This is a genomic window from Methanosarcina siciliae T4/M (assembly GCF_000970085.1).
GTDB lineage: Archaea > Halobacteriota > Methanosarcinia > Methanosarcinales > Methanosarcinaceae > Methanosarcina > Methanosarcina siciliae.
The window spans coordinates 3,930,100-3,948,636 of sequence record NZ_CP009506.1; the positions used below are offsets into that span (position 1 = coordinate 3,930,100).

At 44.6% G+C, this 18,537-nt stretch carries 16 protein-coding genes; 6 read left to right on the forward strand and 10 right to left on the reverse strand.

The features are described from left to right. Window positions 1–1,078: 1,078 nt before the first annotated feature. The gene (locus tag MSSIT_RS23645) at window positions 1,079–1,231 is read right to left on the reverse strand and encodes a hypothetical protein (RefSeq protein ID WP_156157485.1); all 153 of its coding nucleotides are present in this window, start codon (window positions 1,229–1,231) and stop codon (window positions 1,079–1,081) included. A 446-nt stretch (window positions 1,232–1,677) separates the two neighbouring features. Between MSSIT_RS23645 and MSSIT_RS16400 the strand changes: the two genes are divergently transcribed. The 3 genes from MSSIT_RS16400 to MSSIT_RS16415 all read left to right on the forward strand — a co-directional run bounded on the left by MSSIT_RS16400 (window position 1,678) and on the right by MSSIT_RS16415 (window position 7,094). Next, the gene (locus MSSIT_RS16400) at window positions 1,678–4,740 is read left to right on the forward strand and encodes a tetratricopeptide repeat protein (protein WP_048173611.1); all 3,063 of its coding nucleotides are present in this window, start codon (window positions 1,678–1,680) and stop codon (window positions 4,738–4,740) included. A 163-nt stretch (window positions 4,741–4,903) separates the two neighbouring features. Next, window positions 4,904–6,547 carry a bifunctional N(6)-L-threonylcarbamoyladenine synthase/serine/threonine protein kinase gene (locus tag MSSIT_RS16410; protein WP_197080292.1) on the forward strand — a complete coding sequence of 548 codons (1,644 nt, stop codon included), beginning with the start codon at window positions 4,904–4,906 and terminating at the stop codon, window positions 6,545–6,547. Then, complete coding sequence (locus MSSIT_RS16415) at window positions 6,540–7,094, forward strand: XTP/dITP diphosphatase (RefSeq protein WP_048173614.1); 555 nt, start codon at window positions 6,540–6,542, stop codon at window positions 7,092–7,094. The genes MSSIT_RS16410 and MSSIT_RS16415 overlap by 8 nt, the downstream gene beginning before the upstream one ends. 106 nt (window positions 7,095–7,200) lie before the next feature. Here MSSIT_RS16415 and MSSIT_RS16420 read toward each other — a convergent pair whose 3' ends face one another. Both MSSIT_RS16420 and MSSIT_RS16425 read right to left on the reverse strand, forming a co-directional pair. Continuing rightward, on the reverse strand, window positions 7,201–7,572 hold the full coding sequence (locus MSSIT_RS16420) for a hypothetical protein (protein WP_048173615.1): 372 nt from the start codon (window positions 7,570–7,572) through the stop codon (window positions 7,201–7,203). 635 nt (window positions 7,573–8,207) lie between these two features. After that, window positions 8,208–8,687, reverse strand: a complete 480-nt coding sequence (locus MSSIT_RS16425; protein ID WP_231589927.1) for a hypothetical protein — start codon at window positions 8,685–8,687, stop codon at window positions 8,208–8,210. 218 nt (window positions 8,688–8,905) lie between these two features. Between MSSIT_RS16425 and MSSIT_RS16430 the strand changes: the two genes are divergently transcribed. Next, on the forward strand, window positions 8,906–9,505 hold the full coding sequence (locus MSSIT_RS16430; RefSeq protein ID WP_048173616.1) for a hypothetical protein: 600 nt from the start codon (window positions 8,906–8,908) through the stop codon (window positions 9,503–9,505). 30 nt (window positions 9,506–9,535) lie between these two features. Here the strand turns inward: MSSIT_RS16430 and MSSIT_RS16435 are convergent, their stop codons facing one another. Together MSSIT_RS16435 and MSSIT_RS16440 are read right to left on the reverse strand one after the other, a co-directional pair. Then, complete coding sequence (locus MSSIT_RS16435) at window positions 9,536–10,297, reverse strand: cyclase family protein (RefSeq protein ID WP_231589929.1); 762 nt, start codon at window positions 10,295–10,297, stop codon at window positions 9,536–9,538. 8 nt (window positions 10,298–10,305) lie between these two features. Continuing rightward, window positions 10,306–10,491, reverse strand: a complete 186-nt coding sequence (locus tag MSSIT_RS16440; RefSeq protein ID WP_048174988.1) for a DUF362 domain-containing protein — start codon at window positions 10,489–10,491, stop codon at window positions 10,306–10,308. A 157-nt stretch (window positions 10,492–10,648) separates the two neighbouring features. On the opposite strand from MSSIT_RS16440, the gene MSSIT_RS16445 reads away from it, so the two are divergent. Beyond that, window positions 10,649–11,710: a radical SAM protein gene (locus MSSIT_RS16445; RefSeq protein ID WP_048173617.1), complete on the forward strand. Its 1,062-nt coding sequence runs from the start codon at window positions 10,649–10,651 to the stop codon at window positions 11,708–11,710. 227 nt (window positions 11,711–11,937) lie between these two features. After that, a complete protein-coding gene (locus tag MSSIT_RS16450; RefSeq protein ID WP_048173618.1) occupies window positions 11,938–12,522 on the forward strand; it encodes a metal-dependent hydrolase in 585 nt (194 codons plus the stop codon). 113 nt (window positions 12,523–12,635) lie between these two features. Here the strand turns inward: MSSIT_RS16450 and MSSIT_RS16455 are convergent, their stop codons facing one another. The 5 genes from MSSIT_RS16455 to MSSIT_RS16475 form a co-directional block, all read right to left on the reverse strand. Next, complete coding sequence (locus MSSIT_RS16455) at window positions 12,636–13,184, reverse strand: acyltransferase (protein WP_048173619.1); 549 nt, start codon at window positions 13,182–13,184, stop codon at window positions 12,636–12,638. Window positions 13,185–13,491: 307 nt separating this feature from the next. Further along, entirely contained in the window at window positions 13,492–14,625 is a 1,134-nt protein-coding gene (locus MSSIT_RS16460) for a DUF362 domain-containing protein (RefSeq protein WP_048173620.1), read from the reverse strand. 114 nt (window positions 14,626–14,739) lie between these two features. Next, on the reverse strand, window positions 14,740–15,804 hold the full coding sequence (nadE, locus tag MSSIT_RS16465; protein WP_048173621.1) for an NAD(+) synthase: 1,065 nt from the start codon (window positions 15,802–15,804) through the stop codon (window positions 14,740–14,742). 236 nt (window positions 15,805–16,040) lie between these two features. Beyond that, on the reverse strand, window positions 16,041–17,078 hold the full coding sequence (locus tag MSSIT_RS16470; RefSeq protein ID WP_048173622.1) for an adenine nucleotide alpha hydrolase family protein: 1,038 nt from the start codon (window positions 17,076–17,078) through the stop codon (window positions 16,041–16,043). Next, window positions 17,059–18,537: a class I adenylate-forming enzyme family protein gene (locus MSSIT_RS16475; RefSeq protein ID WP_048173623.1), complete on the reverse strand. Its 1,479-nt coding sequence runs from the start codon at window positions 18,535–18,537 to the stop codon at window positions 17,059–17,061. Before MSSIT_RS16475 ends, MSSIT_RS16470 begins: the two co-directional genes overlap by 20 nt.

Here is an 18,537-nt window from a genome sequence, read left to right on the forward strand (position 1 = left end):
ATTTCATACTAATTGCAATTAATTTAAATAAAAATCTTATTATTAGCCTTTTATCTGGCTAGCTTTCTATTGCCAGAATCGGAAACGATAATTCTTCCTGACGTGGGCTGATCGATCTCGGTTCTGGAAACTTCTTTTTTTGCCCGTCTACCTCGTTTTACATTGAAAAAAAGCATCAATAAAGGTTGTCAAATAAAAATAATTCATTTTCAGATACAGGAAAAAGAAGAACTCTCAAATAAGGGATAATACCATTAATTGATTTTTTCTTTGGCTGATTATAGTACGGATCTTAAATAATAATTATATTCCCTTAGTTAATATTAAAGATATTTATAAAAATAACATATAATTGTATTAAGTGGATAAAAAAATGTTAAAGTGGATAAAAAAATGTTAAAGTGGATAAAAAAATGTTAAATAGGACACATCCATACACATATTCCCAGAAGCGTTTCTAAAATATAGAAACTTCTTCTGAGATTGTGAGCAGTTTAATGCCGGAGGTTTCCTGCCTGCAGAAGTTTAAAGCAGTTAAGAAGTGACGGTGTAGGGCGAAGCCGGATAAATTTTCCTTTTGCCCAATGTCGAGTATTTCTCTAATCTTTTCTGAAGCATTTCATGGCTATCAAAACTGTTTGTGTTTTTGAATTTTTAAAGTTATTCGGTTTTGCAGGAGGATTACTCTCGGTAGCTCTCAGCTTCTTATCAACAGCTGACAAAACTTGCATGTGTAAATTTTCATGTTCAGGGGCTTTACTTAAAAAGGAAGGTCACATCTTGCCTGCCAATGTTACCGTGGTGAGCTCTGAGAATGTTACATTTCTGAGAGATGTCATAGCCTGAGCAAGTTTTTCAATTTCTTCGCCGTTCCTGTAAGGATAACTACTTCGAAACGGTTATTATGGTCAAAATTTCTTTTCGCTTAATTTGGCCGTAATTTGAGTGTTTGAAAGGCCCTGTTATACAACTCGAGTCTTTTTTCGTGCTTCCTTTTCAGCTCCAGTTGCTGCTGGGATGGCATTTCTACCTCCCGGACATATTTTACACGGTTTAATTTGTAGTTACGCGTTCTCATTCATTCATACATGACGTCATAAGTGATGGAACTCGTTGCGATTTCTTTTGCTTTTGCCCTGCCGGTAGTGCACGAGAAATTCGGTTTCGTTGATTCGGGAATGTTTTTTTCATCAGTTCCGGAGTGTTGTTCTGGTTGTGGTGGCAAACTCATATCATTGCGTATACTCCGCGCGGATTGAGAAGAAAAAACAGGAGATTCAGCTATTTTTGTCATTCGATCCTATGGCATATAGCTGCTTGAACTCCTCGATATCAACATTGATTTTTGCTACCATACACAGACAAAAAAAGAGAAATCTCGGGCCTGTTCTTCCTTGTCTCCTTATTTCTCTCTGAACGTTTCTTTTACATAGTTCATATTCTCGTATCCATAATTACTTAACATAAAATTAGATCTAATGGGTATATATTGTTAAAAATATCTCATTGTGTATCATATTAATATAATTTACACTAGAAAACGGGGTATACTCAATTTAAGTAATTCGAATAAACCCCAAATTAAGTAAATAAGTAACTCTTTTCGGTAGGCATATATATAGCCGTGAGCAGATATATTTCACACAAATATTTTAAGAAGAGAACTCCGGGGGGAATATGCAATCTCTTTACGCCAGAGCCTGGTACAGTAAAGCCCTTGCTCTTTTGAACCTGAAAAATCCAATTGAGTCCGAGAAAAATTTTGAAAAGGCTCTTGAAGCTTTCGACGCCCTGCTTGAGATAAACCCTCAGGATACGATTGCCTGGCAATATAAAGGAAACATACTGCGTTATCTGGACCGGCCTGAGGAAGCTCTGGAGGCCTTTGAAAAGGCTCTTGCTTTTGACCCGGATAATGTTTCTGCCCGCTATTTTAAGGGGCTGACTCTGGGGTACCTGAACCTTCCCGAGAGAGCTCTGGAGGCTTTCGAGAGTGTGATTGAAAAAGATCCCGAACATCCGGGAGCTCTTTATTACAGCGGGCTTACCTTAAACCAGCTAGAAAGGCATACAGAAGCTGCTTCAGCCCTCTCGGGAGCCCTTGAAATAAATCCCGAAAATCCAGGGGCCTGGTATTACAGGGGGGAGTCTCTCTACATTCTGGGGAAGAGTGCAGAAGCTCTTAAAGCCTTTGAAGAGACCCTGGCGCTGGAACCCTCGCATGCAGGGGCATGGGAAGGTAAGGCAAAAGCATGCCTTTCCCTGGGAAGGAAGAGGGAAGCTTTGAAGGCAAGTGAAAAGGCTTTGAAACTTAAACCTTCTTCTGCAGAGGCATGGGAAACTCAGGGAAAAATTATGGAAAGCATCGGGAAAAAAGAAGAAGCACTTGGAGCTTTTGAAAGAAGCCTTGTGCTTGAGCCCATGAATGCAGGAAACGTGATGGAAAAAGGCAAGTTACTCGGAAACCTGGGAAGGTATGAGGAAGCTCTTGAAGCATTTGAAAGTTCACTCTGGATGGACAGTTCTCTTAGCGAAGCAAAGATCAATCGGGGAAAAACCCTGCTTGCTCTTGGAAATTTTCAACAGGCGCTTGACTCATTCAGGAAAAACATTGAAGAGGACCCTGAAAATTTCGAAAACTGGGGTGGGACAGGCAGTTGTTTCCTCGCCTTCGGAAAATATTACGAAGCAATGAAAGCTTACGAAAAAGCCCTCTCCATCGAACCTGAAAACAGCTGCATCATGAGCGGAGTCGGGGAAATTTATTACCAGCTTGGAGACTATTCCAGAGCCCTGGAGGCATTTGAGCAAGCTCTGAGGCTTGACATCGAAAACGACTTTGCCTGGAACGGGAAAGGAAATGTGCTCTGCAAGCTCGGAAAGTACCGGGAAGCCCTCGAAGCTTATGAGAGCCTCCTTACACTTGATTACGAAAGCCTGCCTGCCCGCTACAACCGCGGAGTTGCCCTCTCCAGGCTTAAATCCCGGCAAAATGACGAAGAAAAAGCTCTTGAAAACCAGTTACATGCAGCATTTAAGAAATACCTTGAGCTGTCCGGGAAGCTCCCGGAAGATAAAATAGGGGTTGAAGGCTGGAAATATAGAGGACTTGCTTTTGCCGAACTAGGGGAATATAAAGAAGCACTTCAAGCTTTTGACAGGGCAGCGAGGTACAGGTCAGGGGATATCTATCCCCTGACCTGCCTGGGAATTACCCTCATATGTCTCGGGGAATATGAAGAAGCCCTTCAAGTTTTTGAGCAGGCAGAAGAACTTTTTTACGCAAGCATAGGCGCAGAAAAAGCCAGGGAGCCCGTGGAAGAAAGAGAAGCGGAAATGTCCTGGACTCTGGATGCTGCCGAGAAAAAACCCGTGCTGGAAAAGCTCAGGATCGCGAAAGGTTTTGCCCTTGATGCACTCGGGAGGTATGAAGCCGCCCTGGAAGCTTTTGAGAGCGCCAGAAAGCTTTCGGGAAACGGAAAAATCGCCTGTTCCGGAAAAGGCCTTGTTTTTGTACACTGCGAAGAATGGAAAAAAGCCCTGGAAGCTTTTGATACAGTCCTTATCTTCGATCCGAAAGATACCCCTGCTGCGGTAATGAAAGCCTTTGCCCTGATAAGACTTCAGGAGTTTGGGAAGGCTATCGAGGTCCTCGAGAGGATCACAGCAGAGGATAAATGCCCTGATCTTTCCTCCTGCCTGCTGGGCTTTGCCTGTGCCAGACAGGGAGATTTTGATAGGGCCCTGAAGGCTTACAGGAAAGCAATTGAAGCAAACACGAAAAACATTCATGCCAGGAACGGACTTGCAGAGATTTACTTCAGGATAGGGAACAGCAGGGGAGCCTTAAAAGAGCTTGAAGCTTCAATTGCTGAAGCTCCGGAAAATGCATTTTCAAGGAATCTGAAAGGCAGAGTTGAGCTTGAAGAACAGGCATTTGAAGACGCCCTGGAGTCCTTCAGGCTTGCTCTTGCCCTGGATACGGAAGACCAGAGGCTCCTGCTCTGGGATGCATATGCCAGGTATATTTATGCAGAAACTTCCTTTGAGGAAAACAGTGCACGTTTCAAGTACATGCTCCTAGCAGCTACAGGAAAACTCGAAAAGGCAGCCATATGCCAGACCCCCGAAGACAATGAACTGAAAGCTTACACCCTGTACTTCCTGGGCCTTTTTTACTGCAAGGCCCGTTACTTCAGAAAAGCATTCGAAAGGCTCGAAGAATGCCTGAAGCTCGAAAATTCCCTGAAGATGAAAGAGCCTGCGGCCCTCCTCCTTAAAAACATTCGGACAGGTCGTCAGGGATCAACCTGGTGGGAGTGGTGGCTTGCTCCGGGAACCCACGGGACTCTTAAAAAAGCAGGATTCTGGCTAATTTTCCTATTAGTCTTCAGCCTGCTGCTGTCCCATCCTGCAGCTTCAACCCTTCCCCTTATATCCTGGCCTGCATCCGTTATAAGCCAGATTTTATATCCGGCCGGGGAAAACAATGTCTTATGGGCACTTTATGGGAAAGAGTATATAATCTCAATTCTTATTCTGTTCATCTTCCTGTTCCTTCCGGCATTCAGGCTCGGCAGGCCGGAAAAAGAAGAACTTGAACTTGAAACGTTTACCCCGCCACCACCTGATTTTGATATCCCCGCATCCGTTCTGGAAGAGTTTACGGAAAGGCTTGAAAAAAGCCTGTTCTCTCCGGAACCCATGAGAGGAAGTACGAAAAAATTAGGGAAGTTTTGAAATCCGGAAAAGAAGGAAAAAACCTGGAAGAATGTGAAGCCCATAAAAAAGGATAAATAAAAAATCCTGGATGGCAGAAAAGCAAATGTATATAACCCTCTCCGGTATTATCGAAGGCAGTGACATCAAGTAGAGGATAAGGACTGGAAGGAGACCGGAAGCCTTGAAAAACACATTCATCCTTGGAATCGAAGGCACTGCCTGGAACCTGAGTGCCGCAATCGTGACCGAGACCGAGATCATTGCCGAGGTCACGGAGACCTATAAACCCCAAGTCGGCGGAATCCATCCCAGGGAAGCCGCCCAGCACCATGCAAAGTATGCAGCAAGTGTTATCAAAAGACTCCTTGCAGAGGCAAAAGAAAAAGGAGTGGAGCCTTCAGACCTTGACGGCATAGCTTTTTCTCAGGGACCCGGACTGGGACCCTGCCTGAGGACCGTTGCAACCGCAGCCAGGATGCTTTCCCTATCCCTGGGCATTCCTCTTATAGGGGTCAATCACTGCATCGCCCATATAGAAATAGGGATCTGGCGAACCCCGGCAAAAGACCCGGTTGTTCTTTATGTAAGCGGGGCAAATTCCCAGGTTATCTCATATATGGAAGGGCGCTACAGAGTCTTTGGAGAAACCCTTGATATCGGGCTTGGAAACGCCCTTGACAAGTTTGCGCGGAGAGCAGGCCTGCCTCACCCCGGAGGGCCTAAAATCGAAGCCTGCGCAAAAAACGCAAAGCAATATATCCATCTCCCTTATGTGATTAAAGGGATGGACCTCTCTTTTTCCGGGCTTTCCACGGCTTCAAGCGAAGCCCTGAAAAAAGGCTCTCTTGAGGACGTCTGCTACTCCTATCAGGAAACAGCTTTTGCAATGGTTGTGGAGGTTGCGGAACGCGCCCTTGCCCACACAGGAAAAAAAGAAGTGCTGCTTGCAGGCGGAGTGGGAGCAAACACCAGGCTTCGCGAGATGTTAAATGAGATGTGTGAAGCCAGGGGAGCAAAGTTCTATGTACCCGAAAAGCGTTTCATGGGCGATAATGGGACGATGATCGCATACACCGGGCTCCTGATGTATAAGTCGGGAAATACCCTCACCCTTGGGGATTCGCGGGTGAACCCTAGTTTCAGGACCGATGACGTGAACGTGACCTGGATAAAGGAAGAAGAGACTAAAAAGGTACCTGAGATCTCTCCCGAGACGTTCCTCAGAGCTCCCCCCGGAGAAAGGCTGGACAACGGGGCTGAAGCTATTATTTACCTTGACGAGGGGCCGGAAGGGAAGAAGGTGCTCGTTAAGGAAAGGGTCCCGAAGCTTTACAGGCATAAGGAGATAGATGAAAAGATCAGGAGGGACAGGAACCGTACAGAAGCCCGCCTGATGTCTGAAGCCAGGAGGGCAGGAGTGCCCACGCCTATCATCTATGATATTGAGGAATTCAAGCTCAGGATGCAGTTCATCGAAGGAGTCCCCATAAAGTACCTTATAACTCCCGAGCTTTCCGAAAAGATCGGAGAGCTTGTAGGCAGGCTGCACAGTTCGGGGATAGTCCACGGCGACCTTACCACCTCAAACCTCCTGCTTGCAGGGGAGAGACTTTATCTTATTGACTTCGGGCTTGCCTACTTTGACAAAAGCCTGGAAGCCAGAGGTGTGGACGTCCATGTGCTTTTCCAGACTTTTGAAAGCACGCATCGCGACCACGAAACTCTTGTTAAAGCTTTTGAAAAAGGGTATGGAAGTACTTTTATAGATTCAAAGGATGTACTCAAGCGAGTTGAAGAGATAAAAAAGAGGGCTCGCTATGCATAAGATCGTCTTTGTTACGGGAAATAAAGGCAAGTTTGCCGAAGTCAGGGATATTCTCAAAACTTTCGGAATCGAAGTAATCCAGAACAAAAACGGGTATCCGGAACTCCAGGAAGATGAACTCGAACCGATTGCCGCACACGGAGCACAGTATGTTGCAAACAAACTGAACATGCCTGTGATGGTAGATGACTCGGGGATCTTCATAAATGCCTTGAACGGTTTTCCGGGCCCCTATTCCCGCTTTGTGGAAGATAAACTCGGAAACCTGAAAGTGCTCAAGATGATGGAAGGAGAAGAAGATAGGACCGCTTACTTCAAAACCGTAGTCGGATACTGTGAACCCGGAAAAGAACCCCTGGTTTTCCCCGGAGTCGTGGAAGGGAAGATCGCATACGAAGAACGGGGCACTGGCGGCTTTGGGTATGACCCTATCTTCGAGTACCAGGGCCTGACCTTCGGGGAACTCGGGGATGCCGAGAAAAATAAGGTTTCCCACCGACGCAGGGCTGTCGATAAGTTCCTGGAGTGGTTTACCAGCCAGGCCTGAAACCATGTCATGAAAAAAAGAAACCAAATTAACAGCACAGAAATAAATATGAAATATTAAAAGGAGAAAAACGGCTGGAGAAAAAAACTGAAGGAAAAAAGCAAAGTCAATCTCTGAATCTTTGCCTTTCAAGGTCCATAGCTTCGTTAATTGAGTTCAGGCCCACTCTTATTGCTGCAAGGATAATCCTGTTGTTCGGGATGTAGCGGTTCTCCCGCCTTATCGAATTGAGACAATTGATAGATTGCTCGTCCAGGACAAGGGGTTCGTTTAACAGTTCTTTAGGACCAAATTTTTTTCCGGTCTTCAGCTCAATTCTGGCTTTCGCTTTCTCAGTTGCTTTCCTGACAAGGTCTTCCGGTTGGGAACTCACCGGCCCGCTGGCTCTTTGGGGTTCTTTTTCCTCCCCACAGGCTTCTTCAACATGTTCAAGGCAATATGTCAGGCAGACATTTTTCAAAAACTCCTCTACACCCATGTGGTATTCATTAGCATACGTTTCGATCTGCTGCAGCTGCCCAGCCGAAAAAGAAATACAAAATAGGTTTTCTTCCGAATCTTGCGCTGTTATTGCAACCCCTTCCTTGTAACCTTATCAGTTTCACCTAATCGGTTACTTTTTGACCTCTATTTCATATTTACTTTTCCATCAAGTTTACTTGAGAGAAAGAACATAACATTCAGGCAGGACAACATCGAGGTTTCAAGGAAAGCAATCGGTTTCTCAAAAGTGGCAAAATGGCTAGAGTATTAAATGGACAACCTTTTTCTTTAATTTTGAGTCATTTATTCCGTTCTTTGTAATCCTTTTTCTTTAATCCCGAGTCCTTAATTCCGTTTTATTTGCTTCCGTTTTTCTATTAGGTTCATTTAGGAATAAGTCAAATACAATATCAAGGAGTTTTGTTGCCAAGAATAGTTATAGGGGAAAATGTAATTATAGTAGAACTTACGCAGCTGAGCTGAAAACCACGAGCGTAAAAGACGTAACTGCATAAACCTGAAAAATATTGATGAGTCCACATGTGCTTTTTATATTTCAAGTGCGTAAGTCCTATATAGATCAATTCCCAAGCTGAAATTTAGAAGTTCTATTTTCATCATTCCTTAATTTCATTCTTCCAGTTTGTGCTTGAGCATATCAAGAGCCACGCTGAGCTGATTCAAACCCATTTTCAGGGCAACGGTAATGATCTTGTTATTTGAAGTATGGCCAAATTCCCGTTTGATTGCAAATAAATCCATTATACACTGCTGATCCAGGACCAGAGGCCCATCGAGAAGGTCTTTGGAGGTAGGTTTTTTACTTTTAATTTCAACTTTTCTCGGCTCGGCTTTTGACTCACTTTCCGATTTTGCAGCCCCGCCTCCGACTTTTGGGGCTTCCGGTATTTGCCCCTGGAAATATTCCATTTGCTGGAGACAGTGAGTCAGGCAAACGTTTATTACAAATTCTTCAACTTCCATTTCATTAAGGGATGCATACTTTTTGATTTCCTCAAGCTGCTCCTCAGTAAAAGGGATACATAACAGATTTTCATCGCACTCTTTGTTTATCCCAAACCCTCCTGTGTTTTCTGATAAATTGTACATTTCATTATCTTTTCACTGTACCTTTTATTGTACCTTTCATTTTCGTGAGAATTTTATCATTTTAACATTATTTTAAGCAAGCTTTCTTTTATCAGTCGTCTCCTGTTATCCTTTAACAGTCCTTTATCTTCAAGTTTTCCTTTTAGTTTTAAGCAGAAAGAAAACTACTCTCAACCTTAATGTAAAAATATTTACTATGTTGTGCTCATTTACAATATATGAAGAAAATTATTTCCGACACTGTAGCCGCAGATACGATTCCCCTTAAACTTGTAGTATATCTCGGACTTCTTGCCGCAGTGTTACTCCTTCTGGCCCAGGCCTGGAATACGGCCTCGCCTGTCCTTCAGGAAGCGGAAGTTAAAAAACAGATCGAAACAGCCTCCCTTTCCCTTCTCTCAATCCAGGGTGGGTATGCCCGGGACCCTGCAGACAGGTACAGCCCCGAAGGCAGCATGTGCACCCTGAGCTTTTCGCTTCCGGCTTCGATAAGGTATGTCAGTTTCGGAGCGGACCCCGACCAGGAATGCAACGGCAACCTTACCGATTCCGGGTGGATTCCGGAAAACAACACCCTTATCTATCAGTACAAAAACGGAGTTAAGAAGAGGGTACTGATCGGAGGAACCCCGGTCCATTTTATAAGAGGTTTCCGGAATTCGGACGGCATATGGGTCCCTGCCGAAAGTCAGGACGAAAACCAGACCGCTTCAGGGCTCGGAAGTACTGGAGTGGTGATAGAATCCCCAGTTTCAGGGGAGTTTCTGTTCGAAATGGTCACCCTGGACGGAATAAGATATACAATGGCCAGGTTCTGAACAATACCGGTTCGGAAGATCAGGAACAAATCAGGAGTAAGAAATCAGTAACGCTCTTGAAGGTGCCCCATCGCAGCCCTCAATTTTGAGGGGAAGGCATAAGAAAAAATACATCCCGGCCTCAACTGAACTCAGGTCAAGGCATTCCACAATGTTCACGTTACTTGAAAGCAGCGTGTGATGGGCAGGCAGACTTTCGGAAGAGAGGCTATCCACGGAAAAACTATCGATTCCCACGGTTTTGAATCCATTTCGGACAATCCAGGCTGCACCGCTTGCATCAAGGTAAGCAAAACTCTCCGGTGACGCCTCAAGTTCCCTTCTCGGATCACTTTTTCCTGCCAAAAAGCCCAAAGTCTCAGAATATTCTTCTTTTTGGAAAGGAGCCTTTGTTTTCAGAAGGAGAATCGAAACCCCTGAACTGCTTTCGAGAACTTTCCTTTTGGAATAAACGTCCTCAAGAATTGAACCTGTCAACGCTCCGCCTCTCCGGGAAAAATCCAGAACAACTGCCTCACCCATAAGGCTTTCAATGTCCAGGCTGTCAACCGGAAGCCCACCTTTAAGGACATGAGACGGGGCGTCAACGTGCGTGCCCGTATGGCTCCCGAAAATTAACCTGGAAACTGCACAGCCATCCTTTTCGAGAGTGAGGGTCTTTTCAATTGAAGGCTCCGGGTCTCCGGGAAAGATTGGTGTAAAAGAAGAAATAGAGACTGTAATATCTATAACCTTTCCCTTAACCGGTATTTTTTCAGGAGAAAACATCTCTTCCGATCCCTTTCCTATCAATTCTTAGCTCATTCCATGTAAATAATGGACTTGTTAGTGCATACATCTATGCATTTCATGCAAAGGTTACATTTATTGGGATCAATTTTTGCAAGTTCGTTTTCTTCGTAAATGGCACCTACAGGACAGATGTCCCTGCACTTGCCACATCTTTTGCAGCCGAAGACTACAACATATCCATCCTTCTCTGACATCACTGAACTTTTGACATACATGGATATATTAGTTTCTGAGCCCTGAATTTCCAGTCCGTACCCGGAAAAATTCTTTTTTGTTGCGTTCCCTCCGAAAGTTAGAAAAAAGCACAGGAAACAAGCCTTATATAGGACAAAAGAATATGCAGTCTCAGGCATGGAAAAGTTCACTGAGGATCAGACAGGCTCTTTTTGCAGCTACCTTTCCGAAGGCTGCAGGTTCTGCCAGCAGGGCGCCAAAATGGTGCTCTTTGTAACAGGACTCTGCCCTAAAAGCTGTTTTTACTGCCCACTTTCGGACGAAAGGCGGGGAAAAGACCTGATTTTTGCAAACGAAAGACCCGTAAAAAGCGATGAGGATTTACTGAAGGAAGCCAGGCTTATGGACGCCCTCGGGACAGGAATTACCGGCGGAGAGCCTCTACTTAAGGTAGAGAGAGTCCTATACTACATCCGCCTGCTAAAGTCCTCTTTTGGAAAAGAGCACCATATTCATCTTTATACTTCCATGGCTCCGGACCGGGAAACCCTTGAAAAGTTAGCAGAGACAGGCCTTGACGAAATCCGCTTCCACCCTCCACAGGTTGTATGGGGAGAGATCAGGCACAGCCCCTATGCGGACGCCCTGAAAAATGCAAAAACCCTGGGCATGGAAACCGGAATCGAAATCCCTTCCCTTGAAGGGGCAGAGAAGGTCGCGGCTTTTGCAGAGGAAATGGGAATTTTCCTCAACCTGAACGAACTGGAATTTTCTGATAATAACTCCGATGCCCTTCTTGAAAAAGGATTTTCCCTGGAATCAGACACTTCCTGTGCTGCTGCCGGTTCCCATACGTATGCTGAAAAGGCTTTTCAGGCATGCAAACAGGTGCATTTCTGTTCCTCGACTTATAAGGACGCAGTCCAGCTACGCAAAAGGTTTCAGAGGATTGCAAAAAACACAGCAAGAGAATTTGATGAAATCACAGAAGACGGCACCCTTATCTACGGAGTCATCGACAGTGGATCCCAGAAGCTTGCAGAAGAAATCCTCAGGGATATTGAAGTTCCTGATGAACTTTTTGAAGTAAAAAAAGGAAAAATCGAGATCGCCTGGTGGGTACTTGAAGACCTTAAAGACGGGCTCAAAGAAGAACTCGAACCTCTAGGGACAAGGCTTTTCATAATTGAGAGGCATCCCTTTGAAGACGGACTGCTTGTAGAAATGATTCCTCTCTAAATTTTTTGCCCTGAAGAGACCTGCCTGGACTTTTGCCCTTCTTCTTATTAAAGAAAGATTGAGAGTCATTTCCAGTGGACCAATGAGATACAAAATTTTATAAAAGATAGGGTAATAGAGTTTAAGAGGTAACAATCTCCTCCCGGATTTGATCAGAGATGGGAGCTTCTGAATACTCAAATCCGTTTCATGTGGGGAAAACACGATAAATTGGAAAAAGGATCCTCATGCCATATCCTGTTGTACATGTACTGTTTTTTTGGTTTTGCATCAGCGCTGTAGCCGTATATGCCATAACAAAAGCGATCTCCCGCAGAGAGCTCTCACTAAAAGACACAAAGAAGCTACTGTTACTGATGTTTGTTGGGGGTTTATGCACTCTGTTCCCGGACATAACAGCCGTATATAATCTGTTCGTAAACGGCAATCTGGAACACTGCTCGATTGGCCCGATCCCGACACATTCACTTCTGTTCAGTTTCATTGCAATCATCTTCGGAATGCTTGTCGGATATGCGGCATACAGGGAATTCGATAAGGCTCTATATATGGCAATTTTTGCAGAGGCAGCTTTCCTCACGCACCTGCTGTTGGATGATGTCGCTGAGGGAGGCTGCACTTATCTCTATCCGCTGTACAACGGACATATCAGCATATTCTCAATGATGGATACAGGGTTTGCGGAGGCTGGCCTATTTAAGTACCTTATAGTATCTTTTGTGTCCGTTTTCTGTGTTTTTGTTGTAATATTAATGGCACTGTTCGCATTGAACAAATTCGGGTTTGAGTTCGGGTACAGGGCTGAAAAATAATCCAGAGCCGGAAAAAGCTCCTCTTTTTAAAGAGGAATGGAAAAAAGAGATAAAGGCAAATTAAGGGAAAAATCGAAAAAATAAAAATGCGAAACAGGTAAAAACCTGTAAAATCAAGTCTGGAGTTCACCTACGCCCTCTAGCTTTTTAACAACTCGAGCCGGATAACCCAGAGCAAGGCTGTTCGGAGAAATATCACGAGAAACTACGGATCCGATGCCGATTATCGAGTTATCTCCTATCTCAACTCCCTGGGTGATTATACACCCCGGATTTACAGAAACCCCACGTCCGATTTTTATAGGAGCCATGGTTCTCGGATACGCCTGTCTTGTGGTCATACTGCCTCTGGTATGAGCGGATAAGATGCAACGGTCCCCTATTTCGGAGTAATCGCCCACTGTGATCATCTCGGGGTGAATCCTGTCAAAAATCACATCGTAACCAACATAAACGTTTTTTCCGAGATTTACGCCTCGCATTTTGTGAAATTTCGCTCTCCATGAAGGGACCGGAGCGCAGGAAGCAAGACGTTCAAGAGCCCATTTTTTCAGGTAATTAATTCCAAAGAGGACTTTATTACTATGATAATGATCGGCCACTTCACAAAAAGCTACTTTATCTCTGTTAGATACAACAGCAGTCATTTTAATACCCCCCATTTTGCGGTGAAAAACACCTGAAACCTACTTTCCATTATTCTTCCACCGATAAATATATTTCCTATAGTAAAACTTGAAAGAGAAATTAATTGAAGTTTGAACCGTAGTAATGGAGATTTCCGATATATAATATCGAAAGGAATTTAATTTTATGATAATCTATCAGGTGAATTATTATCGGTCATGTCAATAGTTATCTATTGTGTAATAGTTATCTATTGTGTAATAGCTATCTATTGTGTAAATGATTACATATCAAAGGAATGATTATAAGTCATGGAACACTTCCTGGCATGTGATGGGTTTATCAGGTTCTGTTTCGGGTTACAATTTTCATGAGGAAAGACTTTTTTATTTCTACTGCATCTTTCGGGCACAGTTCACGACAGCAGTAGCATTGAATACATTTTTGCTGGTTGATTTTGAGAGCCCTGCCCACTTCCTCAATCGCATGCGCCGAACAGTTCATAACACAGGCTTTGCAAAATGCACATTTTGAGGTGTTGATGAAGGGCTTTACAGTAAGCTGTTTCCGAAGGGCTCTCATCAGAAATGAAGGCACCATTGCGGTGGCTCCGCCTTCAGGCATTTTAAATCTGAGACCTGAGTCCTGCAGGGGCACCCCTGAAATATCAGGATTTTGTGTCCCGAACCCTCTCGAAAGCGCGGCTTTGTTTGTGGGTACTTTTAACGGATCAATACCTATCAGTTCGGAAGCAACAATGTCAAGGGCTACACAATCGTAACTTACCAGAACCACTCCTGAAACAATGGGCGTCCCATTGGCAGGGCCGTTTCCCTCCATCCCGACCACTCCGTCCATAACTGCGAGCCGGGGTTTGACTACCGAATAGATATCGACTACGGCTTCCCCAAAGCGGTCACGGTCTTCCAGGGCATGAGCCTGCTTTCGAATTTTCTGAGGGACAGCCCCAAAGAAGTTTTTGACAGCCCCGGTATAGAGGGTAAGTTCATGGGTTTTAAGTTTCGGAAGTGAGATTACTACATCAGCCTCAAGAATTGCTTTTGCGATGTACAGGCTCGGAAACTGTCTGGCATTTGAAACAACGACCTCGGTGTAACCTGAGGTCTCGAAATTGATAAGTTCTGCACCGCAGACGGATGCGACCCCTTCGATTCCCGATGCACGAAAAGCCTCCGAAGTCGTCGTAGACCCCGGTTTCGCAATTCCGGACCCGTCCCCTATAACAGGAATACCACCTGCCTCCCGGACAAGTTCACACATTGCAGCCACTACTGCAGGATGAGTGGTGACAGCGGCTTCAGGGGCCCGGATAGCAAGCACGTTGGGCTTAAGAAGTACGCGATTTCCCGGAGAGATAATGTTCTCAAGCCCGCCTATCAGGGTGAGCGCCTCCTGAATCGAAGCTTTTACACCCGAATAGTCGGAACAGCGTACTATGGAAACTCTGGAGTTCATGCTTATCAATCGGAATTACTGATAGGACTATGTTGAAGGGTTAATTTTGACTCAAATGCCAGTTTATTACCTTTCAGAGGAAAAAAGTCTTAAGAGCTACCCCGTATATGAAGCTTACTTGTCCAGATAGAAAACCGGGGGTACAGCCCGTATATACTCGGTGGTGTCTTTTACCCGGAAGATGTGCCTCCAGGCTTTTTCGATGGTATCTCCAGAAAGCCCGGTGTTCTTTTCAGTTACCTCTAAAGACAGGTTGCGTTCCTGAGCATACAGGAGCTGGTCTATAATGTGCCTGGGCATCCGCCAGTAAAACTCCTCGTCAGTCGTATAATGACCCCAGGTATCGGCACTTGGAGGGCGTTTTATGATCGACTCATTTACTCCGAGGTGCTTTGCCAGAGCATAGACCTGGGTCTTATAGCAGTCTGCAAGCGGTTCGAGGTCCACGCCGCCGTCCCCATATTTGACATACTGGCCCAGGACAACTTCGGTCTTGTTTGTTGTGCCGCAAACAACATAATTCATTTTTTCGGCATACATATACTGGACCAACATTCTTGACCGCTGTTTGACCCCCTGCAGCCCTATCAGTTCCAGATAATCGTTTGCCTTCAGCCTGTGTTTGGCAACCGTTTCCCCATCTTTTATCAGCCGGATATAAGGAACATTCAAAAGCTCCTGGTCAAGGAAATCAGGCAGAATCAGTGAGGTTTTGTGTATTTCGGGATCATATTCCGGGCAGGCCCTCTTTAAAACCTGGTCTTTCTTCTCATAAATGTTAAGGGCTTCCAGAATTGGAGAAATCGGGACCTCCTCATACGAAACCCCAAGGCTTTCGCAGATTTCTGCTCCCAGGGTTTTGCTTGAAGGAGCAGATTCTTTTTCCGGGAGGAGAAGACCGTATACTTTTTCCTTGCCGAACTCCTGTACGCAAAGCGTAAGGGTTACTGCGGAGTCAACACCCCCTGAAACCCCCAGAACCACTCCTTTTTTCTTGAAAGCCGTGACATGCTCTCTTATAAAGCCCCTGAGGCTTGCAGCAAGCTTATCAATACCTTTGTTCAGTTCCTCAAGAATTTGAACGTTGCCATTGTCCGCTAACTTCTCGGCGTCGTTTTTAGTTAACTGCCCTGCATTACTCTCCATAGTCCGGGTTACACTACTTTCAGTTATCTGCATAATATTACTCCCCTGATCGATTATTTGTTTGATAGTTAGGTATTCGTTCAAACTGCCGGCAACTATGTATCAAATCACCGGATTTCTTACTTAATGACCCTTTGCTGAGACAATATCTGAGTAAATTTTATCAGAGTAACTTTATCCGAATAACTTATCCAGGTAAATTATATCCAGGAATATTTTATTATCCAAGAATATTTTATTATCCAGGAATATTTTATTCGGGTAAATTTTCAGCATTCTTTTTGCGAATTTATACTGTAATTGAGCTTTATTTCAAGCTTCTCTGCTACATCCTCTATAAGCGACTGCGAGAGTTCCTGGCTGAGTTTGTACAGCCCTTCTTCCCTTGACATTTCCCCGCTTCGGACAAGCCCCGCTATATCAAAGGCATACGGGTGGAAGCCGTACTTTTCCAGGTGGTTATAACATGCAAAGGAATTCAATGTACAGTTGGTCGAATTACTGTCATTGAGAGCAGGAGCTTTCCACCCGAGATTCAACACGGTTTCAAGCACTTTATCCTCGCTGTAGTCCCACAGACAGAGCGGATGCAGAAAAGAGGGGGCAACCTCACCTATATTTTTGATTACCTCATTTTTAACAAGGAACTGTTCATCCCTGTCTTCAACACCTATTTTTTGAAGCTGCGTTTCAAAAAGGTTCCTTGACCACTGTATGAAATTAGCTGACAGTTTGATTATGGGATTTGGCGACTGCCCTCCTGTAAAAGCAAAGACGATAAAAGGCGCTTTCTGGACTATGGCTTCTTCCATCAGTTTTTGTTTGATGACACCGATGCAGATATTGCAGATGTCACTTGCCCTGTACTTGGCAAAGTTAGGGAACGCATCACAGGATTCGGCTGCCTTTCGGAAGAGTTCGTAGAGGATTTCCTCTTCCATTGTCAGCTTAAAATAGTCGCATCCCGTAATTTCGCACATTTTCTTTGCGTTTACTACGGCATAATCCGAGATGAACCCGTTATCAAACTGGATAGCAAGGACTCTCAGGAAGGGATAGTCTTTTTTGAGTTTGTAAAGTGTATATGAAGAGTCTTTCCCCCCTGAAAGTGCAAATATCACATCATAATTGCCCCTGCCACTGTATTCTTTAAAGAGTTCTTCAATCCTGCTAAGATACTGCTCCTTTTCCTGAGAAGAAAGAGGAACATAGGTCTCACAGAAATGGCAGAGCCCGTTTTCTTCGTTGATTTCTATGCCTGGAATATCCGAGTCCAGAACACATTTATTACATACTAGCTTTGACATGCTGATACTCCTCTATAATGGACCTGTTGGAGATTTTCCCGTTCTCGCTCAGCGGAAGATGGTCAATGAAGAGGATCTCTCTGGGATACAGGTAGCCTGGCAGGTTCTTCCTGCAAAAAGCAAGAATTTTATCGACGTCGGTTTCCTGATTTGGTATGATCATGAGGCTGATTGCATTACCCATAAGCTCATGGAATACGGGTACAACAAAAACACCGGAAACCTCATTGTTCAGCTCGATTTCTTTCTCAATTTCCCTCGGATTAACCCGATTGTCACCTATTTTGATGAGGTCATCCTTGCGACCAAGCAGCTTTATGTATTCATTTGGAAGTTTCTGCGCCAGGTCTCCCGTATGCATCCACCCATCGATGATCTTTTTTTCAGTTGCTGCCTCATCATTGAGGTAACCAAGCAGGATATTGTCCCCTCTGGCAACAAGCTCGCCTGTGATACCAGGTCCTACAGACCTGTTTTCAGGGTCAAAGATATCGAGGGTAACCCCTGGAATCGCCTTTCCTATCGTATCGATAAATTCATCCACGTCCTCTGTCGGCAGGTAAGCAAGCCTTGCTGTAGCTTCTGTCTGGCCGTACATTGGCAGAATTTGCGTACCCGGACTTAACTCCCTGATACTCCATACGATAACCCTTTCCATGGCTCCGCCGGCTGATGCAGCAATCCTGACATTTGCAAAGGCTTTTTTGAACCTCTCCGGGAATCTGAGAAGAATACGATATGTGCTGGGCACTCCATAGAAGATAGATACTCCGGATTCGATAAGATTAAAAACCGGGTCTATGAAATTCATTGTTCCTGTATGGACCACCCCTCCGGCCATCAGGTGAGAATTGATTATCGAGTTCCCGAAAGCATGATGTGGAGAGATTACCAGTGCTCCTTTATCTTTTGAGCTTATGTTCAGGACCTCGATTATCGACCTGGCGTTTGCTACCAGGTTTTTGTCGCTCAACATAACCCCCTTGGGAGTGCCTGTTGTACCTGAAGTATAAAGCACCAACCTCAGTTCGGGATTATTTCTTTCACATACCACTCTTTTGCTGAGGAGCTCCACTGCAGTATCATCCGAAACAACGATCACGGTTCCAAAACGCTCAAAAAATTCGGCTCCGAACCTTAAGTATTGTTTTTTCGTTGCAATTATGTTATTGATGCGTGAAGCGTCAAGAATTCGTTCAAGGCTTAACCCTGGCAATTCGATTGGCAGAGGAATTGCAATGTTGCCGGACCGATATACTGCCATAAGCATCTTTATGTACTGTATGCCCGACTCAGCGAGTATTGCAAATCCGCAATGCTCAAAGTCGGTCAGAAATGAGGCAATTGTGCTTATATCCTCATCAAGGCAGCTGTAAGAAATGGATTTTTTCTCCTCTTCTAGTGCGGTCTGGTGAGGAGTGTTTCTAGCATGTTCAGCGATATAAGCATCAATTCTCAT

Excerpts from the sequence above, each read along its gene's own strand:
- MSSIT_RS23645 (WP_156157485.1), bottom strand. The coding sequence starts at position 1,231 with ATGAGTTTGCCACCACAACCAGAACAACACTCCGGAACTGATGAAAAA.
- MSSIT_RS16400 (WP_048173611.1), top strand. The coding sequence starts at position 1,678 with ATGCAATCTCTTTACGCCAGAGCCTGGTACAGTAAAGCCCTTGCTCTT.
- MSSIT_RS16415 (WP_048173614.1), top strand. The coding sequence starts at position 6,540 with ATGCATAAGATCGTCTTTGTTACGGGAAATAAAGGCAAGTTTGCCGAA.
- MSSIT_RS16420 (WP_048173615.1), bottom strand. The coding sequence starts at position 7,572 with ATGGGTGTAGAGGAGTTTTTGAAAAATGTCTGCCTGACATATTGCCTT.
- MSSIT_RS16425 (WP_231589927.1), bottom strand. The coding sequence starts at position 8,687 with ATGTACAATTTATCAGAAAACACAGGAGGGTTTGGGATAAACAAAGAG.
- MSSIT_RS16430 (WP_048173616.1), top strand. The coding sequence starts at position 8,906 with ATGAAGAAAATTATTTCCGACACTGTAGCCGCAGATACGATTCCCCTT.
- MSSIT_RS16440 (WP_048174988.1), bottom strand. The coding sequence starts at position 10,491 with ATGTCAGAGAAGGATGGATATGTTGTAGTCTTCGGCTGCAAAAGATGT.
- MSSIT_RS16445 (WP_048173617.1), top strand. The coding sequence starts at position 10,649 with ATGGAAAAGTTCACTGAGGATCAGACAGGCTCTTTTTGCAGCTACCTT.
- MSSIT_RS16450 (WP_048173618.1), top strand. The coding sequence starts at position 11,938 with ATGCCATATCCTGTTGTACATGTACTGTTTTTTTGGTTTTGCATCAGC.
- MSSIT_RS16455 (WP_048173619.1), bottom strand. The coding sequence starts at position 13,184 with ATGGGGGGTATTAAAATGACTGCTGTTGTATCTAACAGAGATAAAGTA.
- MSSIT_RS16460 (WP_048173620.1), bottom strand. The coding sequence starts at position 14,625 with ATGAACTCCAGAGTTTCCATAGTACGCTGTTCCGACTATTCGGGTGTA.
- nadE (WP_048173621.1), bottom strand. The coding sequence starts at position 15,804 with ATGCAGATAACTGAAAGTAGTGTAACCCGGACTATGGAGAGTAATGCA.
- MSSIT_RS16470 (WP_048173622.1), bottom strand. The coding sequence starts at position 17,078 with ATGTCAAAGCTAGTATGTAATAAATGTGTTCTGGACTCGGATATTCCA.
- MSSIT_RS16475 (WP_048173623.1), bottom strand. The coding sequence starts at position 18,537 with ATGAGAATTGATGCTTATATCGCTGAACATGCTAGAAACACTCCTCAC.